Source organism: Chloracidobacterium sp. (assembly GCA_016711345.1).
Lineage (GTDB): Bacteria > Acidobacteriota > Blastocatellia > Pyrinomonadales > Pyrinomonadaceae > OLB17.
Genome location: JADJTD010000001.1, coordinates 1372649 through 1388530 on the forward strand (window position 1 = coordinate 1372649; position 15882 = coordinate 1388530).

A 15882-nucleotide genomic window follows, 5' to 3' on the forward strand; every position below is an offset into this window, starting at 1 on the left:
GATGCTGACGGCGACAGCTTTTATTCCCGGTTTTCTGATCCCTGTAATTTAATGTTCTCCAAACTTGTCGGTGTGGATTCAAAATCATACGGAATGATCGGCTGCTGCGACACCTCAATTTCGAGTGCGGCCCGAAGAACGTCACTTATTCGAGCGGCGGGAACGATCTCGAGTTCTTTGCGGACATCTTCCGGTATTTCCTCAATGTCAGACTCGTTTCGGTCGGGAAGGATGATTCTGCGAATGCCGGCACGATGAGCAGCGAGCACTTTTTCTTTTATTCCGCCAACAGGAAATACAAGCCCCGAAAGAGTTATCTCGCCGGTCATCGCCGTGTCCGAACGAACTTTACGGCCAGTGTAAACCGACGCCATTGCCGACGCCATCGTAACGCCTGCGCTTGGGCCGTCTTTTGGTATCGCTCCGGCGGGCACGTGAATATGGACACCGTTATCCTTGATCATCTGCGGATCAATGCCCATCTCAGCGGCGTGCGACCACAGATAGCTGCGAGCGGCCTGTGCCGACTCTTTCATCACCTCGCCAAGCTGACCGGTAAGGTTGAGGCCGCTGCTGCCGGGCAATAAAGTCGCTTCGATAAACAAAACTTCGCCGCCCATCTCGGTCCAAGCCATTCCAGTCGCGACACCGGCGGGAAGCTCTTTCCTGGCTTCTTCCGGATAAAATCGCGGTGCGCCAAGATATCCCTTGACCTCTTCAGCAGTGATCGTCACTTTTTCTTTCAAACCCTCGGCGACCTTGAGCGCAACTTTGCGCGCCAAGTTGCCGACGGACCGTTCGAGTTGACGCACACCGGCCTCGCGCGTGTATCTAGCCGTTAAAAGATTCACAGTGGTGTCCGTTATCTCGAGCTGTTTATCAGTGAGCCCGTTTTCTTTGATCTGTCGCGGGATAAGGTATTGCTTTGCGATATTTAGTTTCTCGCGGTCGCTGTAACCAGCAAGCCCGATGATCTCCATGCGGTCGCGAAGCGGCATCGGGATCGGCGCAAGCTGATTTGCAGTTGCGATAAAGAAAACGTTCGAAAGATCGAACGGCAAGTCGATGTAATTGTCGCGAAAGGTATTATTTTGCGCCGGATCAAGTATCTCGAGCAGCGCTGAAGCCGGATCGCCGCGAAAATCATTGCCGAGCTTATCGATCTCATCAAGCATCATCACCGGATTATTGACACCAACACGCCGCAGCGATTGGATTATTCGTCCCGGCATCGCTCCGACATATGTTCGGCGATGACCGCGGAGTTCTGCCTCATCGCGCATTCCTCCTAAGGATAAACGGTCAAACTCGCGCCCTAAAGCCCGAGCAATTGAACGTCCAAGCGAAGTCTTACCAACTCCCGGCGGGCCGACGAACAAAAGTATCGGGCTTTTCGAATCGGGACGCAGTTTAACCACGGCGAGCGATTCCAAAATACGTTCCTTGATGTCTTCGAGGCCGTAATGATCCTCGTCGAGTATTTTGCGGGCTTCGTTGAGATCAAGTTTTTCCTCGCTCGATTTTCGCCACGGCAGTTCCAGAATGTACTCAAGATAAGTGCGAATTACGTGATAATCGGGAGCGGCCTGCGGAAGCTGCTCCATCCGCTTGAGTTCGCGTGTCGCTTCCTTGCGAACGTCGTCGGGCAGGTCGGCTTTTTCAAGACGCTCTCGAAGCTGCTCGCCCTCAGCCTTTTCGCCTGTTTCGTCATCGCCAAGTTCCTTCTGGATCGCCTTCATCTGCTGGCGAAGGATATAATCGCGCTGCGATTTGTCCATCTCGTGCTGAGCCTCGCTCGAGATCTTTGAGCGGATCTGCATGATCTCGAGTTCACGTGCCAAAGCAGCGTGCGTCAGGCCCAATAGGCCGTCAACAGTGTTTGATTCGAGCATTTTCTGCTCGGTCTCAACGCCGAGATCAAGAACGGATGCAAGAAAATACGCAAGCTGAATTGGATTCTCCTGCGTGGTGACCGCAAGCCGCACCTCCATCGGCACCTGAGGCATCAGCGTTAGGGCTTCCTGGATCATGCCGTTGATATTCCGTTTCAGTGCCTCGATCTCTTCTTCATCGACGCGATGCAGTGGAGGCAGGATCATCACTTTTGCCTTCATGTAAGGCTGCTCGCCCGTCCATTCCAAGATCTCAAAGCGGTCCATTCCCTGCACGATCAACTGCATCACACCTTCGTTACGCATCATTCGCTTGATGTTAACGATGGTGCCGATCTTGTAGAGATCGGCGGGCGTTGCATCATCACCTGTAACGTTTTCATTTTTGGTGGTTAAACACGCAAGGAGTTTTTCCTCGGTTGCGAGGGCCGATTCTACGGCGCGCGTCGAGCGCTCGCGTCCGACAGCCAGCGGAATCACCGTTTCAGGAAACAGCGTAGTATTCTGCACTGGCAAAACTCCGATCTCAAACTGCTGCGGCAGTTTCATTCGTGCGGTTTCAAATGGATCTATGATTTCCTTATCGGCCATAAAAATTCTTGCCCCCTTGTTCTAAGATCATGCTTTCCGCAAAGTAATTATCAAAAGTCCGTTCTCAAACATATGTTCGATCGACGCACCTTCGATCGGCGAAGGAAACCGCAGCGTCTTTTCAAAATTGCTGTAGGTGATCTCCATCTGCTGATACGAAACGCCCGCCGCGCACGAACGGTCCTTGCGGCAGCCTGCTATGGATAGAGTGTTGCCTTGAATGTCGATCTCGATCTCCTCAGCCGACACGCCCGCCAATTCGACCTTTACGACCCAACCATCCGGCGTTTGATAGACGTCCGCAGCCGGATACCAAAGCTGCCCCGAACGGACATTCTTTGATGAACCAACAAATTCAAAACTCCGGTTTAATGATTTGGCCATTTTTATCTAAAACTGATCGATTTTAGGCTATGCTCGACGATCACGTCCTGTTTATCGTCGTAAAGCGTTATAACAAAAAATAATGCAGCACTTTTTCGCACGGTTGCTATGTATCGTTGTCTGTACGTTCCTTTGTTTGTTGAGCCTTCGACATCAAAAGCGGAAAAATTGACGCCGCCCAATTTTATCGAATGAATATCTTTTGTGACCTTAACCCCTGACCTTCGTAAGACGAGATTTTTATTTGCCTCAATATATTTTTCGCCGGTCGCCGGTTTAGTGAGCCGCTCTACTCCGCAAGAGAACAATGCGTTCAAATCACGCCCAGCAACAGGCGGCGGCATTGCCTGAAACAGCACCTGCGTATTTGCTGCCGCAGTTTTCAACGTTTCGTCGCCGCTCATCATGGCATTCTCACGATTTCTCGCAACCAATGCACTGTTTTGATCCGCGGTGTAAAAATTCCAACCTCCCGGCGCCAGCATCGTGAATCCCAACGCGGTATTCGTGTAAAGCTGTCCGCTAAAACTACCGCTTGCGGCTATCGCATCTGCCGATGGCAGTTTTTGACCAACAGCCACGGCACACAATGCCGCTGCTATACATAGAATCAAAACTAAACGAAAAAACAATTTCAATTCTTTCCCCAAAAACTCGCTCCACTCGAAATTTCTTCGAGGGTTTCCGCGATCTCGCGTTCGTCTTCGGTTTCGAGAGCAACATCAGCCATTGCAATGATTCCGGCGAGTTCGCCATTGTCATTTATAACCGGAACGCGGCGCACCTGTTTGTCGCCCATCAGACGGATTGCCTCAAAAACAAAATCGTCCGGCCCAACGGTAAAAAGCTCGGTCGTCATCGCGTCGCTTATCAAAGCTTCCGTTCCTTTTCCCTCAGCGACCACGCGAACAACTATGTCACGGTCGGTGACGATGCCGATCAGTTTGCCTTCATCGACAACCGGAACCGCACCCATATCGCCATCACGCATTATCGCCGCGACCTCGCGCACAGACATTTCACTCGTCGCCGTGCGAACAGTTTTGGTCATTATTTCTCGACACCTCTTCCTCGAGATGGCAGAACTTTCCGATTCGGTCATACTTTTATTTTGTTCGACGTGCAGAAATAAAGCAAGAGAAGATTTTCGCCACGAATTACACGAATAGCACGAATAAGAGTCTTCATTCGTGCTATTCGTGTAATTCGTGGCTAATTTTTTGCTTCAGTCATTGAGATCATTCGTTGGAGAGCGATACCCGCAAAGTGTTTGGTCTCATCATCGACGATGATCTCATTGACGACATTGCCGTCCATGAGATTTTCCAATGCCCACGCGAGGTTTTGCGGACCGATGCGATACATCGTGGCGCACATGCAGAGATCGGGAGCGAGCAGGCGAATTTCCTTGTCTGGAAAACGGTCCTGTAGGCGTTTGACCAGGTTGACTTCAGTTCCGATGGCCCATTTTGAGCCGCTGGGAGCGTTTTCGACGGTTTTGATGATGTATGAGGTTGAGCCGTTCAGATCGCTCATTTCAACGACCTCGCGTGTGCATTCTGGATGAACTAGCACCTGAACGCCGGGAATTTCCTCGCGTATTTTATCAACATGCCAAGGCTTAAATCGCCCGTGAACAGAGCAATGCCCACGCCATAGAATCAATTTTGCTGCGTGCAGTTCTTCCTCAGTATTTCCGCCAAGCTCTTCATGCGGATTCCACAAAGCCATCTTATCGAGCGGTATGCCGAATTTTGCACCGGTGTTTCTTCCCAAATGCTGGTCGGGGAAGAAGAACATCTTGTCGAATTCTTTCAGATAGATATCAAACAGCGGCACCGCATTCGACGATGTGCAGACGACGCCTTCGTGACGTCCGCAAAAGGCTTTGATCGCGGCGCTCGAGTTCATATACGTGATCGGCGCCACTTTATTGTCCAAAACACCGATCTCGCGAAGTTGCTCCCACGCATCCTCGACCTGATCGATCGTCGCCATATCTGCCATCGAGCAACCGGCGCCGAGATCGGGCAACACCACACGCTGTGAAGGCTTGCCAAGGATATCGGCGGACTCCGCCATAAAATGCACGCCGCAAAAGACAATAAATTCCGCCTCCGTCTGCGAAGCCATCACCGAAAGCTGGTAACTGTCACCTGTCAGATGGGCGTGGCGAATCACGTCATCTCGCTGGTAATGATGCCCGAGAATCACAACACGCGGCCCAAGTTCCCTGCGGGCTAACTCGATGCGTTCATGTATCTCCTCATCGGGCATGACGAGATAATCTTCGATAACGCGGGGTTCTGTAAGGACTGCTGACATATCTTTCCTCTAAAGAAAAATGATGTCATTTCGGTCGTTTTAAGGCAAGGCTCAGCCCTACCCGTTGGCCGTGTATTTCGCCTCTAATTGGTCAAAATAGTGATCTCGCACCTTAGCGACGATCTGCGGCTCGGTCATTTTTTCTGCGGGTTCGACGCCGACAACTCGGCCTTTGTAATGAGCATGCTCCAGCCGTTTCTCAAGCTCGCCCTTTGCCTCGCCGGGGCCAAAGATAAACGTCAATTCGGCCTCATGGATCAAAGCGACGACCTCGTCGTAGTATTTATTGAGATGTTCCGTTGTCTGGCTCTGTAGCCTGTCGTCCGCCCGATTTGAATCTCCCGAGTGCCGCGGAGGGCGCTTGACGTTCGATTCGATCTCCTTTTTTTCATGATCGCCGCGTGTGACAAAAACAATAACCGCCTCTTCGTGGTCGATCCATACTCCAACTTTCTTATTCATAAAGCTCTCCCTTTAAACGATCAATCTGCCCGATTTGTGAGGACAACCTTAAGGGCACCCTCTTTCGCTGCGTTTCCAAATGTTTCGTACGCCTTCATGATCTCGTGCATTGCGAAACGATGCGTCACGAGTTTACTTGGCTGTAATTTGCCCGAACTGACAACTTTTAAAAGCATCGGTGTTGCGGCCGTGTCGACTAGCCGGGTCGTGAGCGACATATTGCGGTCCCAGAGCTTTTCCAAATGTAGCTCGACCGGTTTGCCGTGGACACCGACGTTTGCAATTCGGCCGCCCGCCGCAACAATCGCCTGGCATATGTCGAATGTTGCCGGGACGCCGACGGCTTCGATAGCGGCGTCGACACCTACACCATTCGTCAGTTCCAATACCTGTCCGGCCGCGTCGCCATTGGAGCTGTTGATCAAAGTCGTTGCTCCAAAGCTCTTGGCAACGGCTAAGCGTTTGTCGTCCAGGTCGATCATGATTATTGCTGCCGGCGAATAAAATTGAGCCGTCAGCAATACGGCCAGACCGATCGGCCCGGCACCGATGATCGCGATCGTGTCACCCGGTTTTACCTCGCCGTTTAGCACGCCGCACTCAAAACCGGTGGGCAAAATATCGCTTAGCATCAGCATGTCTTCATCATTCCCATCAACCGGGAACTTATAAAGGCTGCCATCGGCGTGTGGAATGCGGACATACTCTGCCTGCGTACCATCGATCAGGTATCCAAGTATCCAGCCGCCGTTACGGCAATGCGAATACATACTTTTCTTACAGAAATCGCATTTTAGGCACGCAGTAACACAGGAAACGATGACCTTATCGCCGACCTTAAACTCCGAAACTCCGGCACCTATTTCTTCCACGACGCCTATTGCCTCGTGGCCGAGAATACGGCCTTCGGTTACGAGCGGCAGGTCGCCCTTCAGAATATGGAGGTCAGTCCCGCAGATGGTCGATGTCGTGATCCGAACGACGGCGTCTCCGGGTTCCTGGATCGTTGGTTTATTTTTTTCTTCCCAAGCGATCTTGCCGGGACCGTGATATACAAGTGCTTTCATACCTTTTCGCTGGTCAGGAATTCATAAAAGGCGGAATGAACGATCGATCAACACTCCCACGTTCGCTACTGGAATTTCTCCCTGGATACTTACACTAATTAATAATTAGAACAGATTGATCAGGCGGGGTATGTGCGCTTTCGCACCTTAAGAACTTTGTTTAACGTCTGCGGGAGATCGCCCGCGAAGTGCTCGGTATAGTAAAAAGAGGGACGCCGTACGTTCTCACCTGTATCGCGATCGGAGCGGCGATGAACGGTTTCGTTTCCGAAGGTTCTTTTGCAGGTTAGATCGGCAAAGACACGTGGTATGTGGTTCCGCTTGCCGTTGCTATCGGTGTCCCAATGTATGCAAACGCGACACGACCGTTCCCGTTTCAGGTATTCGTTCGTCGCCAAAGGCATCCCGATCGGAACCTCGCTTGCCTTTATGATGGCCGTCGTCGGGCTATCGATCCCCGAGGCGATGCTGCTCAAAAAAGTGATGACGATCAAACTGATCGCCATATTCTTCGGCATTGTCACCGTATGTATTGTCTTTTGCGGCTACTTGTTCAATTGGATATTGTAATGTCCTATTTGACGCCAAGCAGTTTTTCGATCACTAAAATTATGCCGTAAGACAATGCGGCGATCAACGCTGCGGCAGGGATGGTCAAAACCCATGCCCACACGATTCGTCCGGCAACGCCCCATTTGACTGCAGAAAAACGTTTTGCCGAGCCAACACCGACGATCGCTCCGGTGATGGTGTGAGTTGTTGAGACCGGTATACCAGTCGCAGTGGCGAGGAACAGCGTCGCGGCACCGGCTGTCTCGGCGCAAAATCCTCCAACAGGCTGTAATTTAACGATCTTGGTTCCCATCGTTTTAACGATGCGCCAACCGCCTGAAAGCGTGCCTAGGCCGATCGCGGCATGGGCAGAGAGAATAACCCAAAGCGGCGGTTCGGGCAGCTTTCCGTCAGGCATCATCTGCGCAAAGCCGCCGGCGACCAAAACGATCGTAATGATGCCCATAGTCTTTTGCGCATCATTGCCGCCATGTCCAAGCGAAAATGCAGCGGCCGAAAAAAGCTGGCCGACGCGAAAAACTCTATCCACCTTATTTACGGAAACTTTGTGAAAGACCCAGTAAACAATGACCATCAGAACAAATCCCAGCGACATTCCGATCAGCGGCGATAGGACGATAAACGACAGCGTCTTGATCCAGCCTGCTGCTTTTAGGACCGTTTCGACGTTGGTAAAGCCAAAATGCCAAACGTATGACGATATAGCAGCTCCGGCATAAGCGCCAACAAGGGCGTGCGAACTCGATGTCGGCAGTCCGAGATACCACGTGATCAGATTCCAAATGATCGCCCCGACAACACCGGCAAGTAACACAAACAACTGATCGTTACCCGGAATTACCGCGATGTTGACCATGTCGCCGCCGATGGTTTTAGCTACAGCGGTTCCAAAAACAACAAACGCGATGAAATTAAAAAATGCAGCCCAAGCGACCGCTGCACCCGGCGACAGAACGCGCGTCGCCACAACAGTCGCGATCGAATTCGCTGCGTCGTGAAAGCCGTTAACGTAATCGAAAACGAGCGCGAGAAAGATGATGAGCACCACCAAACTAAAAGCAGCTGTTTGAGCGTCCATATTGGCTTTAGTTATGCTTTAAGACAATACTTTCGATAATATTGCCGACGCTTTCGCAGCGGTCAGTGCCGTTTTCGAGGATCTCGTAAAGCTCCTTCCACTTAATGATCTCTACGGCATCCGACTTTTTGAAAAGGGCCGCCATGGCACGGAAATATACTTCATCGGCGTCATTTTCAAGACGCTGGATGTCAAGCAGGTTTTGCTCCATGCCTTTTGCGGTTTTTAGATGTGCGACAGCCCCGTGTATCTCAGCCGTCTGTTTTTGCAGGACGACCGCAAGCTCCACGGCAAAAGGGTCAGACTCATGAATGTTGTACATCACAACCGCACGGGCAGCCGCATCAATGTAATCGCAAACATCGTCAAGGGCGACCGAAAGTGTGTAGATATCTTCGCGGTCGAACGGCGTGATGAACGATTTGTTGAGTTTGGTGGTGACGCTGTGAGTGATCTCGTCGCATTCGTGCTCGACACTCTTGATCTTTTTTGACAAAGCGTCAAAATTCTCATCTGACCCCTGCAAAAGTTCAACGAGAAGAGCCGCCGCCTCTTGTATCTTCGCGGTCATTTGCGAAAATAGGGCGAAATAGTGATCTTCCTTCGGTAAAAAGCTAAAAGCCATTTTCTTTGATCTCCGATAACCTAAATTGAAGCGAATCTAGAATATATGCGAACAGAACCTCTCTTGTCTATTGTGACCGTGCTTCAAATAATGGGCAGTGATAGTTTATGGCTGAATTTTACCTTTTACGTCGATCTCGGAAATAAAATTAGCGGTGGTTCGTAACATCTTGTTAACATCGACGATTGGGCTGTGTTCTTTACAGCAAACCCGCTCATCCGAACATTTCATCCTAAATCCCGACGGCCGCCGTTTTGTGAACGGAGGCAATGCGCATTAAAATCGTGAAGCACGACCGGAGAATCTATGAATAAACTTTTTGCCAGACGAATTACAGTTGCTGCCTTGGCAGCGACGATGTGGGTTTTGCCGATGGCCGCGATGGCCCAGACGCAAATAACGGCCCCGAAGAACAAATACAAGGTTCAGGATGACGTTAAGCTCGGCGATCAAGCTTCGCGAGAAGTGGAACAAAAATTTCCGCTGATCAACGACCGCGATGCCGAAGCCTACATACAGCGTGTCGGCCAGCGTCTGGCTGATGCGATACCGCAGCAGTTTCGCCATTCGGAATTCAACTACAGGTTTCAATGGGTAAATGCCAGCGACCTTAACGCCTTTGCTCTTCCCGGCGGACCGATGTATATCAACCGAGGAATGATAGAAGCGGCAAAGAACGAGGGCGAACTCGCCGGCGTTATGGCACACGAAATTAGCCACGTCGCGCTTCGCCACGCAACTGCGCAGGCAACAAAACAGGGCAGCGCAAAAAATACACTTGGAACGATCGGGTTAATCCTCGGCGGAGCGATACTCGGCGGCCAAACAGGAGCACAACTTGGAATGCTCGGAGCGCAGGCTTGGATGACCAAATACAGCCGAGAATACGAAACGCAGTCCGACATCTTAGGATCACGTATTATGGCCGATGCAGGTTACGACCCGCTCGATCTGGCAAATGTGTTCAGAACGATCCAGCAGCAGTCAAAAGGCGGCGGCCCAGAATGGCTCAGCAGCCATCCCGATCCGGGCAATCGTTATGAAAAGATCAACCGCGAGGCACAATACCTGAATGTATCGCGGGAACCTATCAAGATCACACGCGATTTCTCGCGTACGAAAGAACGTTTCCGTTCGATGCCGCCGGCAAAGTCGATGGCCCAGATCGAAAAGGAGTCTCAAGGTCAGACCACTTCGGGGCCGATGGCAAACGGACGATATTCGAACACTGTGCCGGTGCCCTCAACTCGAGTTCGGTCCTACAACAATCTGAATTGGCTTCAGATCAATCTGCCTTCGAATTGGGTCGATCTAGCGGGGCAAAACTCTGTGACATTCGCGCCCGAAGGAGCATACGGCCAACAAGGCATCACACGCGGCGTAATGATCGGCACATACCCTGGCAAATACAGAGAACTCGCACGTGATTCGCAGGATTATGTAAATAGCGTTCTGCAGGACAATTCGTATCTGCAGCGCCGCGGCGGATATTCACGGGTGTCTATTGATGGCCGTGCGGGAAATCTGACACCGCTTTCCGGCCGTTCACCAATAACAGGGCGAACCGAAATGGTTGATATCTATACTGCCCAACTCAGAAATGGCGAACTGTTCTATTTCATTACGGTAGTGCCCGATAACGAAACCTATCGTTATAATTCGGCATTTAGAAATGTGCTCAGCTCGATACAGTTGAATGATTGATGCACAAGCCCGCATTTTAGAAAGGGCGTTACATTCAAGCTGAGTGTTCCGCCCTTACTGATGTGCGGGCCTACGCACAGAAAGTAGCATTAATATCGCTGCTACCGATACACACGCACTTGCAAGAAATGCTACCGACGCTCCAAATTGAGTCCAAATCAATCCAAACAAAAGCGATGCCGGAAAAACCGTGATTCCGAATGCAAAATTATAAAGGCCGTAAGCCGTTCCGCGTTTACTTTCGGGCACCATGTCGGCGACAAACGCCTTTTCAACGCCTTCGGTTAATCCGAAATGCGCACCATAGATAATGAACAAAACCCACACCTGCCATGCCGAATCGACAAAAGCAAAACCGGCATAAACGACCGCATAGATCAGCCAACCAGCGCCTATTATGGTCTTGCGGCCCAACTTGTCGGAGAGATCTCCGCCGATCAGCGAACTGATAACTTTGCTCACATGCAGCGTCATCCACAAGAGCGGCAGCATTACCGGTGAGACACCTGCATCCGCAGCGCGAAGCAACAGAAATGCGTCGGTCGAATTCGACAGCGTAAACAAAGCGATCACGAACAGAAATCGTTTAAAATTCCCGCCAAAACCGGCAAGTGACAGACTGGGTGGACTTGAATCAATAGCGGCGGGTATCGCCTTTTCCTTTACGAAAAAAACTATGACTAACAGGCCAAGCACGACTGGAACCGAGGCAAACAAAAAGACTTGCTGGTATTCGCCAAGCGTTGGATTTTGCGTGTCCAGAGCGAAGATCGAAAGAAGAATAAATGCAGCAACCGGCCCAAAAACGGCTCCAAGATGATCGGCCGCACGATTAAATCCGAACGCAAATCCGCGTTCATTTACCGGAACACTATCAGCGATCAGAGCGTCACGCGGTGCGCCGCGAATTCCCTTGCCGACGCGATCCGTCATTCGTACAACTAGCACCTGCGGCCAGCTTGTCACAAATCCCAGAAACGGCCTAGTGATCGCCGCCAGAGAATAGCCGAGCAGAACCGGAAGTTTTCGTTTTCCAAAACGGTCGCTCAGATAGCCTGAAAACAGTTTTAAGAGGCTCGCAACGGATTCTGCAAAACCTTCGATAAGTCCAATTGCGAACGGTGAAGCTCCAAGGCTGAGCGCGAGAAATGCGGGAAGCAGCGGGTAAATTATTTCGCTCGAAGTGTCGTTGAGTAGAGCGACGAAACTCAAGGCAAGCACGTTTCGCGGCAGGGTTGTGTATCGTTTCCAAAATCCTGTCCGTGCTTCCAATGCCGCCATAAAAGATTGATTTATTTATTTTGCGTGGACCGTGATCTGGGAGCAGGTTTGCTGCTGCTTCCAAGCCACCAAAAGGAAATGCTGCCGGCGACCGCGATGAGCAGGATAACGGCGACGATCACCATTCGAAATGCCATTTTCACGGTCTTTCGGAGCAGTCGAAATACAATATATGCAACTCCCGCGAAAACAAGAAAAAATACGACAGCCGCAATAACGCCAATGCTTTCACTCATTCTTTATTCTCCGTTGCGCGTTCGATAGCGTCTATGTCTTCTTCGGTGAGCGACGCGGTTTCGCTCGGTATGTTGTAATCTCCATCCGCCCAAGCTCCGAAATCGAGAAGCTTGCACCGCTCCGAGCAAAACGGACGAAATTCGTTACCGGTAAATTCTGTTTCCTTGCCGCAATGCGGGCATTTAACTATCGGCATAATGACAATTTAGCATATCAGATTTCTCTTGAATCCAATGTGCATTGATTCGAACATACGATTAACTAATGACGTATTATAATGTTGTTGGGACTTTTTCACTGAGAGATTTGTTATGAACGATTACAAAGAAAAATTTGACCGCTGGCAGAAAAAGGCGACCGATAAGCTTGGTGAGATCGACGCGCAGCTTGGATTAAAAGATAAGATCGAGACCGGAGCTCGCGCTGTTGCGGAAACCGCTCAAAAAGGTGCTGATTACATAAAAACCGAAGCCGAAAAGAGTGACATCGGCAGGTCAGCCGTCAAGGTTACCGAAGGCGTCGTAAATGCCGCAACAGACACCGCGAAATCTGCATGGAACGTCAGCGAACCGGTCCGTGACGTCGCCGTCGATGCTGGTTCAAAAGCCGGCGAAGCCGCAATCGACGCAGCCGCCAAAGCAGGCGAATTTATCGACGATGCTGCTCAAACGGTTGGCACAGGCGCTAAGCGAGTTTCCCAAGTCGTCGGTTTTGGCTCAAGCCTCGCATCAATGCTCGATTCGGCGATCACGTCGGCAAAGAAAGCCGCAGATTGGGCACATTCAGATCCGGTCAAAGCCGCAACGACAGGTGTTTCGATGGCTATCGGAGCAGGTTTGGGCGTAGTTTTTACCGGCATTAGTTCGCACTGGCTGCTCAATTCTGCAATTCCGACTTGGTCGGTAAAAAAACTTGCCGAAAATTTTGACGGCTACCTAAAACGCCGCGAAGAGCTTATCGAAAAAGGTCAGCTTAGCGACGCCGACGCCGAACGCATAAAATTCGAACGCGACATCGCAACCAGCATCGGCGCACCGTTGCTTGGTGCATTTTCCTTCGCATCCGGCGCGGTGATGATGACCAATATATTCGATCCCAAAAACATCACAGGCTTTCCCATCGGCACGATCATCGGCGGCAACCCACTGCTCGAAGGCGTATGGTTCTTCGGCAACGGTATGGTCTGTTTCAAGACAAGCTACGATTTCTTTATGATCGCACTCGACGGACAGGAAGACGTCGAAAAAATGGTCAAAGAGATAAAAGGTATGCTTCCCGCCGCGGCTAATTGATCTGAATCGGAAACGGTACAAAACACAAAATAAAAATAACTAAAGTCAGAAATGCAATAACCTTGCGATTTTTATCAAGCGGCGTGGTGTCCCAAGGAGTCGGGTGGCGGACTTTCATCATAATAGCCAGGATTATCGCGATCAAGAATCCGCTGGGACTGCCATAAAAATACATGCCTAAAACCGACAGTGTAGCCATAATTGCAAATGCTATTCGACCCGTCCAGTAATGTACCTTCTCGCCAAATACCGCATAGATCGCATGCCCGCCGTCGAGTTGGCCTGACGGAATAAGGTTCAACGCGGTCACCAAAAGCCCGACCCACGCCGCAAAATAAAAAGCATTCCCGATACCAAATTTCAGATCGACACCTAAAGCGGTCGCGAACAGCCGGATAAGCAGGGGGTCAGTAAATGTCAGCGTGCCCTGTGTATTCCCTAACTGCTCAGGTGTGACAAACTGCATCGTTAAAAGGCCTACCATTGCAATTGGCAAAAGTGCAATGAACCCGGCGATCGGCCCTGCAACACCGATGTCGAATACCGCTCGACGTGTCGGCATCGGTGAAAGAATCTTGATGAACGCCCCAAACGTTCCCGCCGGTCCGATCATCGGCGGCGTCGGCAGAAAGAATGGCAACGTAGCATCAACCCTGTAAATGCGGCACGCAATGTAATGCCCCATTTCGTGACAGATCAAGATGAACAGCAAAGAGATCGAAAATTGGAGGCCGTAGATCAGATGAGTCGTATTTGTAAAAAGCTTATGAACAATATCGCCGATCATAGCGGCATAGTTCGTCGGCAGTGTCGCTAACAGTTGAAGAAATTCGTAAAACGATTGCGGATCAGCTTGGGGGAGGTAATCCAGACGGCCGAACGGGAACAGCGTACCGGCGATCGTCGCCGTGCAGAATGTCACGCCAAGCAGCAATAGATGCTTGATCCATGTGCCGACCGTCGGCTTCATCACCGGCCGGCCGTAATATATTGGTTGTTCGATAGAATCCGGTTCAGTCATTTCGTAGGCTAATAAAAAGATCGCAGTTCGCTCGAAGCCACATCTTGCGTGTCCTCACGATCTGCGATCGATAACCTCAATGATACTAAAAAATTTCTTATTCTACGGCTTTTGCTGACAGCTCTTTGCCCGGCTTAAATCTAATCGTCTTGCCCGCCGGAATTGGAACTTCCTTGCCGGTGCGTGGATTGCGGCCGACGCCGCGCTTTCGCGGTTTGACGACAAACACGCCGAACCCGCGAAGCTCGATACGCTTGCCCGCAGCGAGAGCTTCCTTCATCGCTTCAAACAGCGAATCGACCACCTGCTCGGCCTTTTGCTTCGGAACGCCGGTTCGGTCGGCTACTAAATTAACAATATCCAGTTTTATCATTATCTCCTCCTATCGAATCGGAAACGTGGAGAGAAAAACCTAAACTAAAACGTTTTTGAATCATAATCCTCTAAACCTACATCTGTCAAGAGTTTGCGAGGGTTTGTAGTGTTTATTTTTGTCCGGCTCATCGGATAGTGTTAGAATCAGCCCATGCGTTGGAGAGACCAGAGACAGAGCGACAATGTAGAGGACCGTCGCGGTCTAGGCGGCCGAGGAATGGCCGTAGGCGGCGGCGGTATCGGTATAGTTATTCTCGCGATCGCGATTTACCTATGCGGCGGCGACCCGACTCAACTGCTTCAAAATATCCCGACGCAGACCCAAGCGCCCGGCCCGGCGGCCAATAAGGTTGTTTCACAAGACGACAATGCTCAATTTGCAAGAGCCATCATGGGCAATCTTGAGGATGCGTGGAAACAGATACTTCCCGCTCAGTCTCGCGTCCAGTTTCAGGCTCCAAAACTAGTTTTGTTTACTGGCCAGATCGCGTCGGCCTGCGGCTACGCGAGTTCGGCATCGGGCCCGTTCTATTGTTCCGGCGATCGTAAACTCTATCTCGATTTCGCATTTTTTGACGAGCTTCAACGTGAATTCAAAGCTCCCGGCGACTTTGCGCAAGCCTATGTGATCGCCCACGAATATGGGCATCACATTCAAAATCTGACGGGCATGATGGGCAAGGTTCAGAGTGCCGGTGAGAACAACCGCCTTTCGGTCGCTCTCGAACTGCAAGCAGATTGCTATGCGGGCATCTGGGCTAATTTTGCGGCAAAACAAGGCCGCGTCGAAGCGGGCGATGCCGAAGAAGCGATCCGTGCGGCGGCGGCGGTCGGCGACGATATGATCCAAAAACGCACACAAGGCTATGTCGTTCCCGACTCATTTACCCACGGCTCAGCACAGCAGCGAATGCAGTATTTCGCCAAAGGAATGCAAACCGGCGACATGAAGCAATGTCAGACGCTAAGGTAGGA

17 protein-coding genes and 1 pseudogene are annotated in these 15882 nt (G+C 51.0%); 4 read left to right on the plus strand and 14 right to left on the minus strand.

Annotation, left to right across the window (positions count from 1 at the left end; genetic code table 11):
* Positions 1-20: 20 nt before the first annotated feature.
* From lon to IPL32_05610, 7 genes are all read right to left on the minus strand, one after another.
* Positions 21-2441, minus strand: a complete 2421-nt coding sequence (lon, locus tag IPL32_05580) for an endopeptidase La (GenBank protein ID MBK8465284.1) — start codon at positions 2439-2441, stop codon at positions 21-23.
* Positions 2442-2510: 69 nt separating this feature from the next.
* The gene (locus IPL32_05585; GenBank protein ID MBK8465285.1) at positions 2511-2867 is read right to left on the minus strand and encodes an Hsp20/alpha crystallin family protein; all 357 of its coding nucleotides are present in this window, start codon (positions 2865-2867) and stop codon (positions 2511-2513) included.
* A gap of 2 nt (positions 2868-2869) precedes the next feature.
* Positions 2870-3481: a hypothetical protein gene (locus IPL32_05590; protein MBK8465286.1), complete on the minus strand. Its 612-nt coding sequence runs from the start codon at positions 3479-3481 to the stop codon at positions 2870-2872.
* A 20-nt stretch (positions 3482-3501) separates the two neighbouring features.
* Positions 3502-3918 carry a CBS domain-containing protein gene (locus IPL32_05595; GenBank protein MBK8465287.1) on the minus strand — a complete coding sequence of 139 codons (417 nt, stop codon included), beginning with the start codon at positions 3916-3918 and terminating at the stop codon, positions 3502-3504.
* A gap of 161 nt (positions 3919-4079) precedes the next feature.
* Entirely contained in the window at positions 4080-5192 is a 1113-nt protein-coding gene (gene nadA, locus IPL32_05600) for a quinolinate synthase NadA (protein MBK8465288.1), read from the minus strand.
* Positions 5193-5249: 57 nt separating this feature from the next.
* The gene (locus tag IPL32_05605; GenBank protein ID MBK8465289.1) at positions 5250-5654 is read right to left on the minus strand and encodes a hypothetical protein; all 405 of its coding nucleotides are present in this window, start codon (positions 5652-5654) and stop codon (positions 5250-5252) included.
* Between the two features lie 20 nt (positions 5655-5674).
* Positions 5675-6721: a zinc-dependent alcohol dehydrogenase family protein gene (locus IPL32_05610; protein MBK8465290.1), complete on the minus strand. Its 1047-nt coding sequence runs from the start codon at positions 6719-6721 to the stop codon at positions 5675-5677.
* A gap of 251 nt (positions 6722-6972) precedes the next feature.
* On the opposite strand from IPL32_05610, the pseudogene IPL32_05615 reads away from it, so the two are divergent.
* Positions 6973-7291: pseudogene (locus tag IPL32_05615) on the plus strand (permease).
* A 4-nt stretch (positions 7292-7295) separates the two neighbouring features.
* Here the strand turns inward: IPL32_05615 and IPL32_05620 are convergent.
* Positions 7296-8372, minus strand: coding sequence for an inorganic phosphate transporter (locus IPL32_05620; GenBank protein ID MBK8465291.1), 1077 nt, complete (start codon positions 8370-8372; stop codon positions 7296-7298).
* Between the two features lie 7 nt (positions 8373-8379).
* The gene (locus IPL32_05625; GenBank protein MBK8465292.1) at positions 8380-8997 is read right to left on the minus strand and encodes a DUF47 domain-containing protein; all 618 of its coding nucleotides are present in this window, start codon (positions 8995-8997) and stop codon (positions 8380-8382) included.
* A gap of 306 nt (positions 8998-9303) precedes the next feature.
* Between IPL32_05625 and IPL32_05630 the strand changes: the two genes are divergently transcribed.
* Complete coding sequence (locus IPL32_05630; protein ID MBK8465293.1) at positions 9304-10701, plus strand: M48 family metalloprotease; 1398 nt, start codon at positions 9304-9306, stop codon at positions 10699-10701.
* 54 nt (positions 10702-10755) lie between these two features.
* On the opposite strand, the gene IPL32_05635 is transcribed toward IPL32_05630, so the two are convergent.
* Genes IPL32_05635 through IPL32_05645 form a run of 3 tightly spaced genes read right to left on the minus strand, consistent with a single transcriptional unit; the run spans position 10756 to position 12415 of the window.
* Positions 10756-11982: an MFS transporter gene (locus IPL32_05635; protein ID MBK8465294.1), complete on the minus strand. Its 1227-nt coding sequence runs from the start codon at positions 11980-11982 to the stop codon at positions 10756-10758.
* Positions 11983-11993: 11 nt separating this feature from the next.
* Positions 11994-12218, minus strand: a complete 225-nt coding sequence (locus IPL32_05640; GenBank protein ID MBK8465295.1) for a hypothetical protein — start codon at positions 12216-12218, stop codon at positions 11994-11996.
* A complete protein-coding gene (locus IPL32_05645) occupies positions 12215-12415 on the minus strand; it encodes a DNA gyrase inhibitor YacG (GenBank protein ID MBK8465296.1) in 201 nt (66 codons plus the stop codon). Before IPL32_05645 ends, IPL32_05640 begins: the two co-directional genes overlap by 4 nt.
* A 115-nt stretch (positions 12416-12530) precedes the next feature.
* Here IPL32_05645 and IPL32_05650 point away from each other — a divergent pair, with 115 nt between their 5' ends.
* Complete coding sequence (locus IPL32_05650) at positions 12531-13511, plus strand: hypothetical protein (protein MBK8465297.1); 981 nt, start codon at positions 12531-12533, stop codon at positions 13509-13511.
* Here IPL32_05650 and IPL32_05655 read toward each other — a convergent pair.
* Both IPL32_05655 and IPL32_05660 read right to left on the minus strand, forming a co-directional pair.
* Positions 13504-14532, minus strand: coding sequence for a site-2 protease family protein (locus IPL32_05655; protein ID MBK8465298.1), 1029 nt, complete (start codon positions 14530-14532; stop codon positions 13504-13506). The genes IPL32_05650 and IPL32_05655 overlap by 8 nt on opposite strands.
* Positions 14533-14629: 97 nt before the next feature.
* Complete coding sequence (locus IPL32_05660; protein MBK8465299.1) at positions 14630-14905, minus strand: integration host factor subunit beta; 276 nt, start codon at positions 14903-14905, stop codon at positions 14630-14632.
* 153 nt (positions 14906-15058) lie between these two features.
* Between IPL32_05660 and IPL32_05665 the strand changes: the two genes are divergently transcribed.
* Complete coding sequence (locus IPL32_05665) at positions 15059-15880, plus strand: zinc metallopeptidase (protein MBK8465300.1); 822 nt, start codon at positions 15059-15061, stop codon at positions 15878-15880.
* Positions 15881-15882 lie beyond the last annotated feature (2 nt).

What these genes read in the sequence shown, in the direction of transcription:
- lon (MBK8465284.1), bottom strand. Translation starts at nt 2,441, where the DNA reads ATGAAACTGCCGCAGCAGTTTGAGATCGGAGTTTTGCCAGTGCAGAAT.
- IPL32_05585 (MBK8465285.1), bottom strand. Translation starts at nt 2,867, where the DNA reads ATGGCCAAATCATTAAACCGGAGTTTTGAATTTGTTGGTTCATCAAAG.
- IPL32_05595 (MBK8465287.1), bottom strand. Translation starts at nt 3,918, where the DNA reads ATGACCAAAACTGTTCGCACGGCGACGAGTGAAATGTCTGTGCGCGAG.
- nadA (MBK8465288.1), bottom strand. Translation starts at nt 5,192, where the DNA reads ATGTCAGCAGTCCTTACAGAACCCCGCGTTATCGAAGATTATCTCGTC.
- IPL32_05605 (MBK8465289.1), bottom strand. Translation starts at nt 5,654, where the DNA reads ATGAATAAGAAAGTTGGAGTATGGATCGACCACGAAGAGGCGGTTATT.
- IPL32_05610 (MBK8465290.1), bottom strand. Translation starts at nt 6,721, where the DNA reads ATGAAAGCACTTGTATATCACGGTCCCGGCAAGATCGCTTGGGAAGAA.
- IPL32_05620 (MBK8465291.1), bottom strand. Translation starts at nt 8,372, where the DNA reads ATGGACGCTCAAACAGCTGCTTTTAGTTTGGTGGTGCTCATCATCTTT.
- IPL32_05625 (MBK8465292.1), bottom strand. Translation starts at nt 8,997, where the DNA reads ATGGCTTTTAGCTTTTTACCGAAGGAAGATCACTATTTCGCCCTATTT.
- IPL32_05630 (MBK8465293.1), top strand. Translation starts at nt 9,304, where the DNA reads ATGAATAAACTTTTTGCCAGACGAATTACAGTTGCTGCCTTGGCAGCG.
- IPL32_05635 (MBK8465294.1), bottom strand. Translation starts at nt 11,982, where the DNA reads ATGGCGGCATTGGAAGCACGGACAGGATTTTGGAAACGATACACAACC.
- IPL32_05640 (MBK8465295.1), bottom strand. Translation starts at nt 12,218, where the DNA reads ATGAGTGAAAGCATTGGCGTTATTGCGGCTGTCGTATTTTTTCTTGTT.
- IPL32_05645 (MBK8465296.1), bottom strand. Translation starts at nt 12,415, where the DNA reads ATGCCGATAGTTAAATGCCCGCATTGCGGCAAGGAAACAGAATTTACC.
- IPL32_05650 (MBK8465297.1), top strand. Translation starts at nt 12,531, where the DNA reads ATGAACGATTACAAAGAAAAATTTGACCGCTGGCAGAAAAAGGCGACC.
- IPL32_05655 (MBK8465298.1), bottom strand. Translation starts at nt 14,532, where the DNA reads ATGACTGAACCGGATTCTATCGAACAACCAATATATTACGGCCGGCCG.
- IPL32_05660 (MBK8465299.1), bottom strand. Translation starts at nt 14,905, where the DNA reads ATGATAAAACTGGATATTGTTAATTTAGTAGCCGACCGAACCGGCGTT.
- IPL32_05665 (MBK8465300.1), top strand. Translation starts at nt 15,059, where the DNA reads ATGCGTTGGAGAGACCAGAGACAGAGCGACAATGTAGAGGACCGTCGC.